Source organism: Pseudomonas sp. BS-2016, from assembly GCF_001806145.1.
Taxonomy (GTDB): domain Bacteria; phylum Pseudomonadota; class Gammaproteobacteria; order Pseudomonadales; family Pseudomonadaceae; genus Aquipseudomonas; species Aquipseudomonas lundensis.
In genome coordinates this window covers 516,955-532,464 of sequence record NZ_MLCT01000013.1, presented here as the reverse complement: position 1 = coordinate 532,464, position 15,510 = coordinate 516,955, and the positions used below count along the sequence as shown (strand labels likewise).

The window sequence follows — 15,510 nt, the reverse complement described above, 5'->3', positions numbered from 1 at the left end:
TGCCGCCTGCGGCAGCGGCGAAACCGCTGACTTTTCACACGACGAGGTCTTATGCCCGCTCGCCCGGTTCTCAGTCCTGAAACATTGCGCTGGTTGCCGTGGGTGGTCGCCATCGCGTTCTTCATGCAGTCACTCGATGGCACGATCCTCAACACGGCGTTGCCCGACATGGCCCGCGACCTCGACGAGAACCCCTTGCGCATGCAGGGCGTGATCGTCGCTTACATGCTCACGGTGGCCTTGCTGATCCCGGCTTCCGGCTGGATTGCCGACCGCTTCGGCACCAAGAAAATCTTCTTCAGTGCCATCCTCCTGTTCAGCCTCGGCTCTTTGCTGTGCGCGTTGTCCGGCACCCTCAATCAACTGATCGGCGCCCGCGTGATTCAAGGGCTGGGCGGCGCCCTGATGCTGCCGGTGGGGCGGCTGGTGGTGCTTAAGGCGTATCCGCGCTCGGAGCTGGTGCGGATCATGGGTTTCATCACCATTCCCGGCCTGCTCGGCCCGTTGATCGGCCCGACCATGGGCGGCTGGATGGTGCAGTACCTGAGCTGGCACTGGATCTTCCTGATTAACCTGCCGGTCGGCGCGTTCGGCTGTTGGGCGGTCTGGCACTTCATTCCGGATTTGCGCGGCGACGAACGCACCCGCTTCGATGGCCTGGGCTTTTTGCTGTTTGGCGCGGCAATGGTGTTCATCACCATTGCCATGGAAGGGTTGGGCGAACTGCACATGCCGCACTTGCGGGTGATGTTGCTGCTGTTCGCGGGCATGGCGTGTCTGGCGGCGTATTGGCTGCGCGCCGGTAACATCGCCAACCCGCTGTTTTCGCCCAGGCTGTTCAAGACCAAGACCTTTGCCGTGGGCATCCTCGGCAACCTGTTTGCGCGTCTGGGCAGTGGCGCGCTGCCGTTTCTGGTGCCGTTGCTGCTGCAAGTGGCGTTGGGGTATTCGCCTTCTCAGGCCGGGATGAGCATGCTGCCGCTGGCAGGCGCCGCGATGCTGGCCAAATGGGTCGCGCGGCCGCTGATCGAGCGCCTGGGCTATCGCAAAGTACTGACCTTCAACACCTTCGCGCTGGGCATCATGCTGGCCAGCATGGGGTTGGTGACGGCACATACGCCCTACCCGCTGTTGCTGTCGATGCTGGCCGTGCTCGGCGCCATCAACTCGTTGCAGTTCACGGCCATGAACACCGTGACCCTGATCGACCTCGACGACGCCAGCGCCAGCAGTGGCAACAGCTTGCTGTCGGTGGTGGCGCAGTTGTCGCTCAGCCTGGGCGTGGCCTGTGCCGGCGCGCTGCTCGGCGGTTTCACGGGCGATGGTGGCGGGGATGGGGTCGACACGGTGCTGGGGGCGTTCCAGCTGACCTTCCTGACGGTGGGCATCATGGCCATGCTGGCGGCGGCGATCTTCCTGCAACTGTCGCCTCAGGATGGCCGTAAGCCCAAAGCCCACTCGGAGCACGAACTGGAACACTGATCGTTGCCGCAGATTCTGGGCGACAACTCGTCCAGAATCTTCAGGCGAAGGGCCTTGGGCTGTTACACTGCGCGACATTTTGTTTTGCAGGCCAGTCCCGTGACCACCATCGCCACCGCTTTTAATACTTTGCCCTTGTCCGCCGCCATGTTGGCTAACCTCGACTCCCTCGGTTATGCCCAGATGACGCCGATTCAGGCGCAGAGCTTGCCGGTGATCCTCAAAGGCATGGACCTGATCGCTCAGGCCAAGACCGGCAGCGGCAAGACCGCCGCCTTTGGTATCGGCCTGCTGAACCCGATCAACCCGCGCTTCTTCGGCTGTCAGGCGTTGGTGATTTGCCCGACCCGCGAACTGGCTGACCAGGTCGCCAAAGAAATCCGCCGTCTGGCCCGCGCCGAAGACAACATCAAAGTGCTGACCCTGTGTGGTGGCGTGTCCTTCGGGCCGCAGATCGGTTCGCTGGAGCACGGCGCGCACATCATCGTCGGCACCCCGGGCCGCATCCAGCAGCACTTGCGCAAAGGTTCGCTGGTCCTCGACGGCCTGAACACGCTGGTGCTGGACGAAGCCGACCGCATGCTCGACATGGGCTTCTACGACGCCATCGAAGACATCATCGTGCAAACCCCGGAGCGCCGTCAGACCTTGCTGTTCTCGGCCACGTACCCGGTCGGCATCAAGCAGTTGTCGTCCAAGTTCATGCGCAACCCGCAGCAGGTCAAGGCCGAGGCGTTGCACACTGACAGCCAGATCGAGCAGCGTTTCTACGAGATCTCCCCTGAAGAACGCATGAGCGCCGTGACCAAGGTGCTGGGCCATTTCCGCCCGCAATCGTGCGTGGCCTTCTGCTTCACCAAGCAGCAGGTTCAGGAAACCGTCGACCACCTGACCTCCAAAGGCATTTCGGCGGTCGGCCTGCACGGCGATCTGGAACAGCGCGACCGCGATCAGGTACTGGCCATGTTCGCCAACCGCTCGACGTCGGTGCTGGTGGCCACGGACGTAGCCGCCCGTGGTCTGGACATCGATGCCCTGGACATGGTCATCAACGTCGAACTGGCGCGCGATTCCGAAATCCACATTCACCGTGTAGGGCGTACCGGCCGTGCCGGTGAAAAAGGCATCGCCATCAGCCTGGTCGCCCCGTCCGAAGCGCACCGCGCCCAGGCCATCGAACAATTGCAGAAAGCCCCGCTGAATTGGGAAACCCTCGACACCCTCACCTCGCAGGGTGGCGCGCCGCTGCTGCCGGCCATGAGCACGTTGTGCATCGGTGCCGGTCGTAAAGACAAAGTGCGTCCGGGCGACATTCTTGGCGCGCTGACAGGCGACGCCGGAATCCCGGGCGCTCAGGTCGGCAAAATTGCGATTTTCGACTTCCAGGCGTACGTGGCCGTGGATCGCACCATCGCCAAGCAGGCCGCTCAGCGCCTGAGCGACGGCAAGATCAAAGGCCGTTCGCTGCGCGTTCGGGTGTTGTAAAACGCTTTAAAAAACCCCCTCGCCCCAACCCTCTCCCGGAGGGCGAGGGGGCAGAATTCAAGATCGTCTCATCTCAGGCCTCCCCCACCGGGAGAGGCCGGGGTGAGGGTAGCTTTTAGTGAGGACTGCGCTGTGCGTTCTACCGACGTTGTAATCATTGGCGCTGGCGCCGCAGGCTTGATGTGCGCGCTGACCGCTGCCGGACGTGGGCGCAAGGTGATGTTGATCGACCACGCCAACAAGGCGGGCAAAAAAATCCTCATGTCCGGCGGTGGACGTTGCAACTTCACCAATATGTACACCGAACCCAACAATTTTCTGTCGCAGAACCCGCACTTCTGCAAGTCGGCATTGGCCCGTTACACCCAGTGGGATTTCATCGCGATGGTGGCCAAGCATGGCGTGCCGTACCACGAGAAAAAACTCGGCCAACTGTTTTGCGACAACAAGTCCAGCGACATCCTTGAGATGCTCCTGGACGAATGCCAGCACGCGGGGGTCAGCCTGCACCTGGACACGTCCGTCGAGCAGATCGAGAAAACCGAAGCCGGCTACACCGTGAACACCACGCTCGATGCGTTGCAGTGCCAATCGCTGGTGATCGCCACCGGCGGCTTGTCGATCCCGACCCTCGGTGCGACCGGTTTCGGCTATCAAGTGGCCAAGCAGTTCGGGCATACCCTGCTGCCGACCCGCGCCGGGCTGGTGCCGTTCACCATCACAGACCAGTTGAAAGCGATCTGCACCGAACTGTCCGGCACCTCGGTGGATTGCCTGGTGAGCTGCAACGACCAGAGCTTTCGCGAGAACATCCTGTTCACTCACCGTGGCTTGAGCGGCCCGGCGATTTTGCAGATTTCATCGTTCTGGAACCCTGGCGATACGGTTGAAATCAACCTGCTGCCCGACCTCGACGCCCTCGACTGGCTGCACAGCCAGCAGGCCGAACGCCCGAACAGCGAGCTGAAAACCCTGCTGGGCGAGATTTTCACCAAGAAGATGGCCAACCTGCTGGCCGAACACTGGTTTGTGTCCAAGCCAATGAAGCAATACACGCCCGGTGAGCTGGCGGACGTGGCGGACAAACTGGCGAGCTGGAAGGTCGTACCGGCGGGCACCGAAGGCTACCGCACCGCCGAGGTGACGCTGGGGGGTGTGGACACGCGCGAAGTGTCGTCCAAAACCATGGAATCGCTGAAAAGCCCTGGCCTGTATTTCGTGGGCGAGGTGCTGGATGTCAGCGGCCACTTGGGCGGCTTCAATTTTCAGTGGGCCTGGGCTTCGGGCTACGCGGCAGCGCAATACGTCTGACCGCGTTGACAGCCCCTGAATTTTTTTGGGGGCGATGTGAACAGTGTCATTGCACTGTCGTCATAACTGGCTCAATTTAGCGAAACGACTCGCAAGGCAACGCCACTTCAATGTCATCGAAAACCGTTCGACAGTCTCTGCGCCGCCTGTGGGCACAGGACAAGTTCAGTTACAGCGTGCGGGTGTTTATCGCCCTGACCGGCAGCATGGCCTTTTGCTGGTATCAGAATGAAATGAAGCTGCTGATCCCGCTGTTTTTGGGGATCATCGCCAGCGCCCTGTCCGAAACCGATGACAGCTGGCAAGGCCGTCTGAATGCCTTGCTGGTGACGCTGGTGTGTTTCACCGCCGCTGCGACCACGGTTGAACTGTTATTCCCCTACCCGCTGTTGATGGTGTGCGCGCTGGCGCTGGCCAGCTTTGGCCTGACCATGCTCGGGGCCTTGGGTGAGCGCTATGGCGCCATTGCCTCTGCCACGCTGATTCTGGCGGTGTACACGATGATCGGTGTGGATCAGCGTGGCGGCGAAGTGACCGACTTCTGGCACGAACCGCTGCTGCTGGTGGCGGGCGCCGCCTGGTATGGCGTGCTGTCGGTACTGTGGCAGGCGCTGTTTTCCAATCAGCCGGTGCAGCAAAGCCTGGCGCGGCTGTTTTGGGAATTGGGGCTGTACCTCAAGCTCAAATCGTCGTTGTTCGAACCGATCCGCACGCTGGACGTGGAAGCCGGTCGCCTTGAGCTGGCCCGTCAGAACGGCAAAGTGGTGGCAGCCCTGAACACCGCCAAGGAAATCATCCTGCACCGGGTCGGCAACTCGCGGCCGGGCTCCACCCTCAGTCGCTACTTGAAGCTGTACTTCCTGGCCCAGGACATTCACGAGCGCGCCAGCTCCTCGCACTACCCTTACAACGCGCTGGCCGATGCCTTCTTCCACAGTGACGTCATGTTCCGCTGCCAGCGCCTGCTGCGCCAGCAAGGGGTCGCCTGCCAGCGGTTGTCCGAATCGATCAAGCTGCGCCAAGCCTTTGTCTATGACGACAGTTTTGCCGAAGCGCTGGGCGACTTGCATGCCTCGCTCGAACACTTGCGCATCCAGAGCAATCCGGCCTGGCGCGGGCTGTTGCGCTCCCTGCGGGCGCTGGCCGCGAACCTCGGCACCCTCGACCGGTTGCTGAGTGACGCCAGCAACCCCGACACCTTGGCGGACGCCACCGACAGCAGCTTGCTGGACCGCTCGCCGCGCAACCTGAAGGATGTGTGGTCGCGTCTGCGCCAGAACCTGACGCCCACGTCGCTGATCTTTCGTCACGCCCTGCGCCTGCCGTTGGCACTGTGCATCGGCTTTGCCATGGTGCACTGGATTCACCCGACCCAAGGCTACTGGATCATCCTGACCACATTGTTTGTGTGCTCGCCCAGCTACGGGGCTACGCGGCGCAAGTTCAGCCAGCGCATCATCGGCACGGCCATCGGCCTGGCGGTGGGCTGGGCGCTGTTCGATCTGTTCCCCAACCCGCTGATCCAGTCGATGTTTGCGGTGGCGGCCGGGGTGGTGTTCTTTATTAACCGCACCTCGCGCTACACCTTGAGCACCGCGGCCATCACCTTGATGGTGCTGTTTTGCTTCAATCAGGTGGGCGACGGCTACGGGTTGTTCCTGCCGCGCCTGTTCGACACCTTGGTGGGCAGCGTGATTGCGGCTGCCGCCGTGTTCCTGTTCCTGCCCGACTGGCAAGGGCGGCGCCTGAATAAAGTGCTGGCCAACACCTTGAGCTGCAACAGCCAGTACCTGCGCCAGATCTTGCAGCAATACGCGCAGGGCAAAAGCGACGACCTGGCCTATCGGCTGGCCCGACGCAATGCCCACAACGCGGATGCCGCGCTGTCGACCACGCTGGCCAACATGCTGATGGAACCGGGGCACTTCCGTAAGGATGCGGACATGGGCTTCCGCTTTCTGGTGTTGTCGCACACCTTGCTCAGTTATCTGTCAGGGCTGGGTGCGCACCGCGACACGCAGTTACCGCCCGAGGTGCGCGAACAGTTGATCGAAGGGGCCGGGCGCACGATTGCCGACAGCATTGACCTGATCGCCCAAGGGCTGGTCAACCGTCAACCGGTGGCGGTGCAAAGCGATGACGAGGAAGCGCTGGCCAGCGCGCTGGAGCAGATGCCGGATGACATCGACGAAAGCCAGCGACTGGTGCAAACCCAACTGGCGCTGATCTGCCGCCAGCTCGGGCCTTTGCGCACACTGGCTGCGCACTTGATCAAAACCCCGTAAAGCCATTTAGCGCCTCGGGCGACTAATACGGCCTACATGCCATGGGCTTTGAGCAGGCGTTCAAAACTGCCGTCGGCTTTCATGGCGGTGATTTCACGGTCGAAATCCGAGACGATTTTGGCGTGATCGGGGTTTTGCAGGCTGACCAGAATATGCAGCTGGTTTTCGCTCAAGGCCTTGGGCATGAACTCCACCGCGTTGCGCACCCGCGCCGATTCGCGCGACAGCCGGTAGCGCGCCACATACTCGTCTTCCAGCGTCAGGCTCACCCGGCCTGCCACCAGCATGCGCACAGCCATCGCAAAGTTATGCACAGGGACTTTGTTGAGCTGGGTGCTGTTGTCGAACTCGGGGGTATAGGCGTAACCGGGCACATAGGCGATGGCATAACCGGTCAACTGCCCCAGCGTGTCGTATTCAACGGGGGAGTCTTTGCGGCGGATAAAACGCAGGCGGTTTTGCAGATACGGCGCTGAAAACTGCCCGATTTTCTGACGATCTTCATGGAACCAGGCGTTAACCAGCACGTCGTAACGACCGTTTTGTATCCCTTGCAACGCCCTGGCCCACGGCACTTGCTCAAAAGCGCTGGGGTAACCGGCCCGCGCAAGGGCCGTGCTGACCAGATCGGTGGCCAGCCCGCCATTGACCAGCGTGCCATCGGTAAACGGCGGCCAGTGATCGCCCACCAGGCGCAGCGTGTCGGCGCTGGCGTGATGAGCCCATAAGGTCAATCCAGACACAATCAAAGCTCTGCGCAAGCGAGACATGCAAGATCCTTAAGGGGCTGCCCACTATTATTTAGCTGCCATTTATTGGGTCTCATCCTGATCAGCGTCAAGGGATGAAGGCCCGGGCCACTTAAAGATAACCCCCAATCGCGGTAGGTTGATATCAAAAAGCCTTATCTGCTGACACTTTTACGCTTGGCCTGCTTTGCCATTCGCGCCTAGTATCTGGCGATTGCCACTCTTTCAGGACAACACCGTGACCACTGACTGGATCTGTAAACACCACTCTGACCTGGGTAAAGAACAGCTGTACGCCATTTTGAAGCTGCGCTGCGAAGTGTTCATCGTTGAACAGGAATGCGCCTATCTGGACATCGACGGGCAGGATCTGGAAGGTGACACGCTGCACCTGATGGGCTGGCAAAACGATCAACTGGTGGCGTATGCCCGCTTGCTCGACCCTGAGTCCCATGCCGGGGACGTGGTGATTGGCCGGGTAATTGTTGCACCGCAGGCACGTGGGCAGAGCCTGGGCCATGATTTGATGGACCAGGCGCTGCATAACATCAAAGAAAACTGGCCGCAGGAGCCTGTCTTCCTGTCCGCCCAGGCGCACCTGCAATCGCTGTACGCCAAGCACGGTTTTAACGCCGTGGGCGAGCCCTACTTCGAAGACAACATCCCGCATATCGGCATGCGCCTGAACGCCGACGCTCAGGGGTAATTCAATACCTGCTTGATCTGCTCCACCTGTCGGGCGACCCAACTTTTATCAATCGGGCCCCAACTGCGGATCACGTAGCGCCCGGCGTGATTGCGGGCGCCGTCCTCTTGTTCGAATTCGCACAGGATGTCCAGGTCAGCGAGCGCTGCAAGGGTGTCCTGCGCCGTGCGGCGGGGCATGCCGGTCACTTCGGTGAGCGCCGGCACATTGCTGGCCCGTTGGGTATCAATCAACCAGGCCACATACAGGCGCCGGTAAAAGCTGCTTTTGGTTTTACTGACGTCCATTGATCACTCCTGTCACACGTTGGATTGCCGACTGCGCGAACCGGTGCGCGGCCGCCGGTCAAGTCAGGGTTTGCCCTGCATGTCACGCCACGTCAGGTACACCCGCAAGTCGAATTCCAGCTGGTGGTAGTCGGGCAACATGTACTGGCACAGTTTGTAGAACGCTTTGTTGTGGTCCGATTCTTTCAAGTGGGCCAACTCGTGGACGACGATCATCTTCAGGAACGCGGGCGCGGTGTCTTTGAACAAAGAGGCCACGCGCAGCTCTTTCTTGGCCTTGAGCTTGCCGCCCTGTACCCGTGAAATGGTGGTGTGCAAGCCCAGTGCGCGGTGGGTCAGGTCGAGGCGGTTATCGAACAGCACCTTGTCGAAGGACGGCGCATTGCGCAGGTGTTCCTGCTTGAGTTCGAGCGCGTACGCGTACAGGGCCTTGTCGCTTTGCACGGCATGTTTGCCGGGGTAGCGTTCGTTCAGGTACGCGCCTAACTGATCGCGCTCGATCAATTGCCGCACTTGATCCTGCAAGGTCTGAGGGTATGCCTGGAGGTATTTGAGAACAGTCATGGGGCCCGCGCGACGCGTAAAGGTGCGCCAGTGTAGCGGCGCACCGGCCCTTACTTCCAGTGAGCAGGGCTGAGCAGCGCCTGGGTGCTGATCAGCGCGTCATAAAAACGGTACTGCTGACGCCCTGCCCGCTTGGCTTCATACATGGCCGCGTCGGCTGCGCGCATCAGGGTTTCAAGGCCGGTGTCGCCGCCGGGGTAAACCGCAATGCCAATGCTGACGCCGAGGCTGACATCCAGCCCCTGGATGAGCTGATGCACTGCAATCCGCTCGATCAGTTGCTCGGCAATCTGCGCGGCTTCCTGCGGCTCATCGACGTTCAACAACAGGGTGAATTCATCCCCGCCAATGCGGCCCAGAATATCGCCGGGGCGGGCGCACTGCTCCAGCTGTTCGGAGACCCAGCTCAGGGCGTGGTCTCCGACCTCATGCCCCAGCGAGTCATTGATGCGCTTGAACCCATCCAGGTCCAGGTACAACAACACGCGCAGTTGCGCATCGACGTCATCGCGCATCAGCAATGCGTCGACAGCCCGTTGAAAACCGCGCCGGTTCAATAACCCCGTAAGCGAATCGGTGATGGCTTGCAGTTCAAGCTGCTGATGCAGATGGCACACTTCGGACATGTCCAGCACCGTCACCACCATGGCGTGTTGCTGCCCGGAAAGCGGCGCACAGGACAAGGTCACGGGGAGCAACTGGTCGTGGGCCGAACGCAGGATGGCGTCATGCACCCGGTAGGTTTCGCCCCGCTGGTAGCCGTGGTAGATGGCAGATTCATACCAGTCCGGAACGTGGGGCTTTTGCAGAAAATCCAGCAGCGGCACGCCTTCGAGCCCCGCCACCGAGACCTTGAGCAGGCGCGAAATGGCCGGGTTGGCAAAGCGGATACGGCCGTCCTCGTTGACCACCAGAATCCCCTCGGCGGCGTTTTCCAGTACCGAAGCATTGAACGCCTGGGCAATTTCCAGATCGCGGCTCAGGCGACGCAACGCCCTGGCATTGCTTTGATGCTCCAGCAGCGCCTGCACTTTGGGTTTGAGAATTTGGGAATCAAAAGGCTTGAGCAGGTAGTCAACGGCACCGCATGCGTAGCCCTCCAGGACGGCATCCCGCGATTGCGCGTTGGCGGTCAGGAAAATAATGGGGGTAAAACGCGTACGCTGGCTGCCACGCATCAAACGCGCGACTTCAAACCCGTCCATGACGGGCATCTGAACGTCCAGCAGCACCAGATCGACCTCGTGGCGCAGCAACATGTCCAGGGCTTCAACACCTGACGCGGCGGTCAGAATGTGCCAGTCGGGGCGCTGCAACAACGCCTGCATGCTGATCAGATTTTCAGGGTAATCATCCACTACCAAAAGAACTGAACCAGCCTCAGCCGGTTTCTCGGGCACGCATTCCATGCTGCTTCTCTATATGACTGTCCTGAACTCAGGTGAAAACCGGACTAAAACTGAAGTTCAACTCTAAACCCGGGCACTGCAAAGCAGAAGCGACCTTGCGCTACGCAATTAGACATAAGTGGATCCAACCGACTAACGGTATGCCCGTTTATCCCCACGTGTAATGCGGGCTTTACGGTTATAACGTTTTTTTTGACGTCAAATAAAAGTGCCATCATTTAACTGGCCATACCGTTCGTCCTATAAAGACCTCCCGTCAAAGCCTTGGTCCAGACACCACCCCGGTGTGTGTGGCCTGTAAGCGCAGCAGCACAAGGCCCGAAACATGATCGATCTGGCAACCTGGAACCTGAGCGTTCCGGTCGGCTCCACTCCGACGACCATCGACACTCCCCGCCTGCTTAAGGGTTTCAAAAATGTGTATTTCCATGCCGATTCCGGCACGCTTTTTTTCTGGGCGCCGGTGACCGGAAGCACCACCGTCAACGCCATTTACCCGCGCAGCGAATTACGTGAAACCCGCGCCGATGGCTCTTTGCGCAATTGGCTGTACCCCAGCGCCAACCATTTTTTGAACGCCACGCTGGCCGTCAATCAAGTGCCCTCCTCCGGCAAGGTCGTGATCGGGCAGATCCATGCGTTTCAAAGTCAGCAGCCCCTGCTCAAGCTGGAATACCAATACAAGACCAGCAAACTCAGCGGCAACCTGGTGGCCAAGGTGCGCATACGCCCCAACGACACCACCATCAAGACCGTAACGGTGGCCGAGAATGTGCCTCTGCAAAAGAGCTTCACCTATGTCATCAACCTGACACCCGACGGCACCTTGAACGTCAAGGGCGCCAATAAAGTCTGGAACACGCCCATCAGCGCTACATGGCGCGACAAACCGTTGTACTTCAAGGCCGGGGCGTACGTGCAGGACAACACAGGCAATAGCAAAGAAGGCGGGCAAGTCACGTTCAGCAAGCTGGACATCGACCACAACGCGCCCTGAGTTAAGCGCAGAGCCGCCGTGGCGGCTCTGTCTTCAATGCATCACTGGCCGAATGGCACGGGGTGCGGGGTGTGTGCAGAGGACGGCGGCAACTGCGGCAACATAAAGCTCGGCTGATCGCCCGTCAGGGTTTTAAGGAAAGCCACTATCTGCCCCACCTCCTCCTGGCTCAGTTTGCGACCCAATTGCAGTCGGGCCATCACATCCACCGCTTCATCCAGATTCCAGTACGCACCGTCATGGAAGTACGGATAAGTCAGCTCGACGTTGCGCAAGGTGGGCACCTTGAACAGCATGCGGTCGGTGTCTTTACCCGTCAGCCCGGCGACACCTTCGGACGGGTTCTTGGTCACATAGGGCTCGATCATCCCCATTTTCTGCATCGATGCTCCGCCCACGGCCTCGCCGTTATGGCAAGCAATGCAGCCCGTGTTTTTAAACAGTTCATACCCTTTAACCGCGGCCGGGCTGATAGCGTCTTTTTCACCTTTTAACCACCGGTCAAACGGCGCATTGGGTGTGACCAGCGTCTCCTCGAATGCCGCCAGTGCATCGGTGATGTGGTCGATACTGACCGTGTCATCGCCATACACCGCTTTGAATGAAGCGCGATATTGCGGGATCGAGCGCACCACGTCAGAGGCCAGGTTGTGGGTAAAGCCCATTTCACCGGGGTTGGCAATCGGCCCGCCCGCCTGTTCCTTGAGGGTTTTGGCGCGCCCGTCCCAAAACTGCACGACGTTCAGGCTGGAGTTAAGCACCGTGGGCGAATTGATCGGCCCTTGATGCCAGTTGTGACCAATGGACGTCGGTAAATTATCGCTACCGCCCATGCTCAAGTTGTGGCACGAGTTACAGGAAATAAATCCGGACTTGGACAACCTCGGGTCAAACCATAACTGCTTGCCCAGTTCCACCTTCGCCGGGTCAGTTATTTTTGCCGGTTGTATCGGCTGTATCGGTTCATTGATCGGCACGGCGGCCCACGCCTGCACCCCCAGCATCAAACTGCACAGTGCAACCCACGGTTTAATCACGGTGTTCTCCTTCACGTTATGGTTTTTTAACCACTATGGGTTACGTAACGTGATGGCCAGATGATGCGAGTCAACGGATCCATCCCCGGTCAAAAGTGGGATGTTTCCGTATGTAAGTGAAGGGCACTTCTGAGATGACGATCCCCCCGCAGGCACTGCTTGCGGCCCTGAAAGTCACAGGGCTATCTTCTTGAGTCGCCAAGCGGCCTGGCCCAATTGATGCTCCTAGTGGAATCGACATGAAGAAAAAGCGCGACGATCACCAGCACGATGAAAAAACTCGACGCCTGCTTGATGACCTCAACGCTGCACCCGCTCCGCTGGACGAACTCAACCCGACTCAACCCGCCGAGGTCAGCCCGGCCTCGCCTTTCGCCGTGCGCGGTGACGTGCGGGCGTTGGAAGCCTTGAAGCATATGTCGATCATGCTCAAAAGCACCGAGGAGGTTTCGGACGAGATCACCGAACGCGCCAGCGGCATAGAGCGAGGGCTGATCTGGTCGATGCTGCATTCCGTCGAGATGACCCGCTCGCTGGTGGACGCACTGCTCAGGGGCAATGGCGTGGACCCTGATTCGTTGTAGGCAGGCAGATCCAGACCCTTTTTAGCCCCAACTCAAAACCAGTTGCGCTGGCAGTGCTGTCAACCTTGAGCAACGATCACTCTCTGCTCACTGACCGTCACTCATTGGTTTTTTTTCCACAGTCAGGGGCAAGGTGAGCCCCTGACCGTCAGGCTCAGAAGTCCCAGCGCGTGGTCACCATAAAGTTGCGTGGCTCGCCATAAATCGCCGAGTTATAGAACCCGATGTTGGTGAAGTAGTACTTGTCGAACACGTTATTGACGTTAAGGGTGGTCGACAGGTTTTCCGTGAATTGATAACGGGTCATCAGGTCGACCAGCCAATAGGGCTTCTGCGAGAAATCCTCGTAGCGGTTTTTCGGGCCGTTGTACATTTCTTGCCAGGCCGTGCTCTGCCAACGGGCACCACCGCCCACGGAGACTTTGCTCAGGTCGCCCTTGAGTTTGTAAATGGTGTAGAAGCTGAGCTGGTCTTCGGGCTCAAAGGTCGAGATTTTCTTGCCTGTGTCATCGCGTACTACCTTGTGCGTGTAGCCACCTTGCAAGCTCCAGCCGGGGCTCAACTCCCCGGATATTTCCAGCTCATAGCCCTTGGTCCTCGCGGCAGTGCCCTTGAAGGCATAGTTGGGTGGCGTGGGCGACAGGTTGTTCCAGGCGTCGTCGGGGATGGGGCGATTGCTTTCCTTGATCTCAAAGTACGCCAGGCTGGCATTCAGGCGGCCCTCGAACATTTCGCTCTTGAGGCCGATTTCATAGTTTTCACCCTGGTCCGGGTCGAGCATCTTGCTGTGTCGATCCAGGTTGTAGAACTCCTGCGGCATGAACACGTCGGTGTAGCTGGCATACGCCGTGAGGGAGTCGGTCAGGTCATACGTGATGCCCGCATAGGGGATCACGCGGCCAGATTCATGGTAGGTCGTGGTGGTGCCGGTCAGGGTGTAGTCCACCACTCGCGCACCGAGAAACACATTCAGGTCGTCGGTGATAGAGAGCCGGGTGGTCCCGTACATCCCCGTCTGACGCACCGTGTCATCGCTGATTTGGGATGCCCTGCCCCAATCAGGTTTGGCCAGGTGCCCGTTCCAGTTGAAGTAATCGACCAGGTTGGGCGTGGAGAACTTAACGTCCCAGAAACCTTTGCCTTGCCAGTTTGCCTTGCTGATCGAGCCGCCCAGCACCAGTTGGTGTTCACGCCCCATCAGGCTGTAAGGGCCACTGATATAGAGGTCAGCCGCATCGCTGGTGGTTTCACCCTTGTAGCGTTGCGCATTGATGGTCGCCGTGCCATCGGCTGCGGGCTGGTTGAACTGGATGGCGCCCAACTGGGCGTCGTAGCCATTGAGCTTGTGATCGAGTTGCAGCTTGCCGACCCAGCCACCGCCGAGGTCTTGTTCCAGCGTGGCAAAAACGGTGCGGGTGTATTGCTGCCAACTGCTCCAGTCGGTGGCATTGCTGAATGAACGCTTGGCGTCGTTGATCTCGCCAGCGTAGTTGTACAGCGGAAAACTCCCCGACCAGGTTGACCCCTGAGGCCGGTTGTCCTGATAGTCGGCGCCCACGGTCAGCAACGTGTCAGGCGTGAGGTCGGCTTCGAGGATGCCGTAGAACACCGAACTCTGGTTGGAGTAGCGGTCGATATAGGACTGACGGTCTTGATAGGCCGCCACTGCGCGGCCACGTACGTTGCCGCTGTCGGTCAACGGGCCGCTGATGTCCGCTTCCGTGCGGTAGTTGTCCCAGGAGCCGGCGCCCGTGGTGATATGGCCATGAAAATCATGGGTGGGCTTCTTGCGCACCAGGTTGATGGTGCCGCCCAGCGAACCGGCGCCGCTCAACAATCCGGAAGCCCCCTTGAGCACCTCGATACGGTCATAGATCGCCATGTCGCTCAGGGTGTTGCCCGCCGAATAGGCAACGTTGCGCACCGCCGAAGGAATGCCGTCGTACTGGAAGTTGTTGATCGAGAAACCGCGCGAGTAGTAATTGGTCCGGTCCGTGTCGTACGCCGAGACGGTGATGCCCGGTGTGTGACGCATCACATCGTCAACGTTGTCGAGCGCGAAATCATCCATATGCTGGCGGGTGATGACGCTGATCGATTGCGGTGTCTCGCGGGGCTTGAGCACCATGCGCGTGGCCGTGGCGATGTAGCCCGGCGCGTAAGAGCCAGTGCCTTCGGTCACTGAACCCAACTGGTTGGTCACCACTTCAGTGGCACCCAGCTGGAGGCCGGACTGAAGGCTGCGCGCGACCAGCACATAGCCCCCGTTCGTCTGACGCTCGGCGTGCAGCCCGCTGCTGGCCAGCAAGCGGTCCAACGCCTCTTCAATGCTGTATGACCCTTCAAGCCCGGCGGTGGTGAGCTGACGAGCCTGCTCGGTATCAAACGAAATCGTCACCCCCGCTTGCACGCCAAATTGGGTCAAGGCGCTGCCCAGCGGGCCAGCCGGTATCTGGTAGGTCGTTTGGCTGTGCGCATAACTCAGCGCGGGCATCATCGCCAGCGCAGACAGGCTGGCCAGGGACGCGCCCAGCAGCGACAGGCGCACAGCACGGGTGATTTTATGGGTGGCAGTGAGGGGGAGCGGGTGCATTGGGTGATCCTTGCGTTGTCA

The 15,510-nt window shown here is 59.8% G+C and carries 12 protein-coding genes and 1 pseudogene; 7 read left to right on the top strand and 6 right to left on the bottom strand.

Annotated features, from left to right (window positions below):
* Positions 1-51: 51 nt before the first annotated feature.
* The 4 genes from mdtD to yccS all read left to right on the top strand — a co-directional run bounded on the left by mdtD (position 52) and on the right by yccS (position 6,563).
* Positions 52-1,482 (top strand): multidrug transporter subunit MdtD, encoded by a 1,431-nt coding sequence (gene mdtD, locus BKD70_RS04520; RefSeq protein ID WP_047278187.1) that lies wholly within the window; start codon positions 52-54, stop codon positions 1,480-1,482.
* A 147-nt stretch (positions 1,483-1,629) separates the two neighbouring features.
* Positions 1,630-2,967, top strand: a complete 1,338-nt coding sequence (gene dbpA / locus BKD70_RS04515) for an ATP-dependent RNA helicase DbpA (RefSeq protein WP_240478041.1) — start codon at positions 1,630-1,632, stop codon at positions 2,965-2,967.
* A 132-nt stretch (positions 2,968-3,099) separates the two neighbouring features.
* Positions 3,100-4,278: an NAD(P)/FAD-dependent oxidoreductase gene (locus tag BKD70_RS04510; RefSeq protein ID WP_047278189.1), complete on the top strand. Its 1,179-nt coding sequence runs from the start codon at positions 3,100-3,102 to the stop codon at positions 4,276-4,278.
* Positions 4,279-4,388: 110 nt separating this feature from the next.
* Positions 4,389-6,563 (top strand): YccS family putative transporter, encoded by a 2,175-nt coding sequence (gene yccS, locus BKD70_RS04505; protein WP_047278191.1) that lies wholly within the window; start codon positions 4,389-4,391, stop codon positions 6,561-6,563.
* Between the two features lie 32 nt (positions 6,564-6,595).
* Here the strand turns inward: yccS and BKD70_RS04500 are convergent, their stop codons facing one another.
* Positions 6,596-7,333 (bottom strand): ABC transporter substrate-binding protein, encoded by a 738-nt coding sequence (locus BKD70_RS04500; protein ID WP_047278193.1) that lies wholly within the window; start codon positions 7,331-7,333, stop codon positions 6,596-6,598.
* A 217-nt stretch (positions 7,334-7,550) separates the two neighbouring features.
* Between BKD70_RS04500 and BKD70_RS04495 the strand changes: the two genes are divergently transcribed.
* The gene (locus tag BKD70_RS04495; RefSeq protein WP_047278195.1) at positions 7,551-8,018 is read left to right on the top strand and encodes a GNAT family N-acetyltransferase; all 468 of its coding nucleotides are present in this window, start codon (positions 7,551-7,553) and stop codon (positions 8,016-8,018) included.
* Here the strand turns inward: BKD70_RS04495 and BKD70_RS04490 are convergent.
* From BKD70_RS04490 to BKD70_RS04480, 3 genes and pseudogenes are all read right to left on the bottom strand, one after another.
* Positions 8,009-8,305, bottom strand: a complete 297-nt coding sequence (locus BKD70_RS04490) for a helix-turn-helix domain-containing protein (RefSeq protein WP_047278197.1) — start codon at positions 8,303-8,305, stop codon at positions 8,009-8,011. The genes BKD70_RS04495 and BKD70_RS04490 overlap by 10 nt on opposite strands.
* 63 nt (positions 8,306-8,368) lie before the next feature.
* Positions 8,369-8,869: a M48 family metallopeptidase gene (locus BKD70_RS04485; RefSeq protein WP_047278199.1), complete on the bottom strand. Its 501-nt coding sequence runs from the start codon at positions 8,867-8,869 to the stop codon at positions 8,369-8,371.
* 98 nt (positions 8,870-8,967) lie between these two features.
* Positions 8,968-10,278: pseudogene (locus BKD70_RS04480) on the bottom strand (diguanylate cyclase domain-containing protein); the annotation flags it as partial.
* Between the two features lie 325 nt (positions 10,279-10,603).
* On the opposite strand from BKD70_RS04480, the gene BKD70_RS04475 reads away from it, so the two are divergent.
* On the top strand, positions 10,604-11,275 hold the full coding sequence (locus tag BKD70_RS04475; protein ID WP_047278201.1) for a polysaccharide lyase family 7 protein: 672 nt from the start codon (positions 10,604-10,606) through the stop codon (positions 11,273-11,275).
* 41 nt (positions 11,276-11,316) lie between these two features.
* Here the strand turns inward: BKD70_RS04475 and BKD70_RS04470 are convergent, their stop codons facing one another.
* On the bottom strand, positions 11,317-12,312 hold the full coding sequence (locus BKD70_RS04470; RefSeq protein ID WP_273415006.1) for a cytochrome-c peroxidase: 996 nt from the start codon (positions 12,310-12,312) through the stop codon (positions 11,317-11,319).
* A 239-nt stretch (positions 12,313-12,551) separates the two neighbouring features.
* On the opposite strand from BKD70_RS04470, the gene BKD70_RS04465 reads away from it, so the two are divergent.
* A complete protein-coding gene (locus BKD70_RS04465) occupies positions 12,552-12,896 on the top strand; it encodes a hypothetical protein (RefSeq protein ID WP_047278203.1) in 345 nt (114 codons plus the stop codon).
* A 154-nt stretch (positions 12,897-13,050) separates the two neighbouring features.
* On the opposite strand, the gene BKD70_RS04460 is transcribed toward BKD70_RS04465, so the two are convergent.
* The gene (locus BKD70_RS04460; RefSeq protein ID WP_047278205.1) at positions 13,051-15,489 is read right to left on the bottom strand and encodes a TonB-dependent siderophore receptor; all 2,439 of its coding nucleotides are present in this window, start codon (positions 15,487-15,489) and stop codon (positions 13,051-13,053) included.
* Between the last annotated feature and the right edge of the window lie 21 nt (positions 15,490-15,510).

Bases quoted from the DNA above. Each gene is read 5' to 3' on its own strand.
- BKD70_RS04485 (WP_047278199.1), bottom strand. From the start codon at position 8,869: ATGACTGTTCTCAAATACCTCCAGGCATACCCTCAGACCTTGCAGGAT.
- BKD70_RS04475 (WP_047278201.1), top strand. From the start codon at position 10,604: ATGATCGATCTGGCAACCTGGAACCTGAGCGTTCCGGTCGGCTCCACT.
- dbpA (WP_240478041.1), top strand. From the start codon at position 1,630: ATGTTGGCTAACCTCGACTCCCTCGGTTATGCCCAGATGACGCCGATT.
- BKD70_RS04460 (WP_047278205.1), bottom strand. From the start codon at position 15,489: ATGCACCCGCTCCCCCTCACTGCCACCCATAAAATCACCCGTGCTGTG.
- BKD70_RS04465 (WP_047278203.1), top strand. From the start codon at position 12,552: ATGAAGAAAAAGCGCGACGATCACCAGCACGATGAAAAAACTCGACGC.
- BKD70_RS04490 (WP_047278197.1), bottom strand. From the start codon at position 8,305: ATGGACGTCAGTAAAACCAAAAGCAGCTTTTACCGGCGCCTGTATGTG.
- yccS (WP_047278191.1), top strand. From the start codon at position 4,389: ATGTCATCGAAAACCGTTCGACAGTCTCTGCGCCGCCTGTGGGCACAG.
- mdtD (WP_047278187.1), top strand. From the start codon at position 52: ATGCCCGCTCGCCCGGTTCTCAGTCCTGAAACATTGCGCTGGTTGCCG.
- BKD70_RS04500 (WP_047278193.1), bottom strand. From the start codon at position 7,333: ATGTCTCGCTTGCGCAGAGCTTTGATTGTGTCTGGATTGACCTTATGG.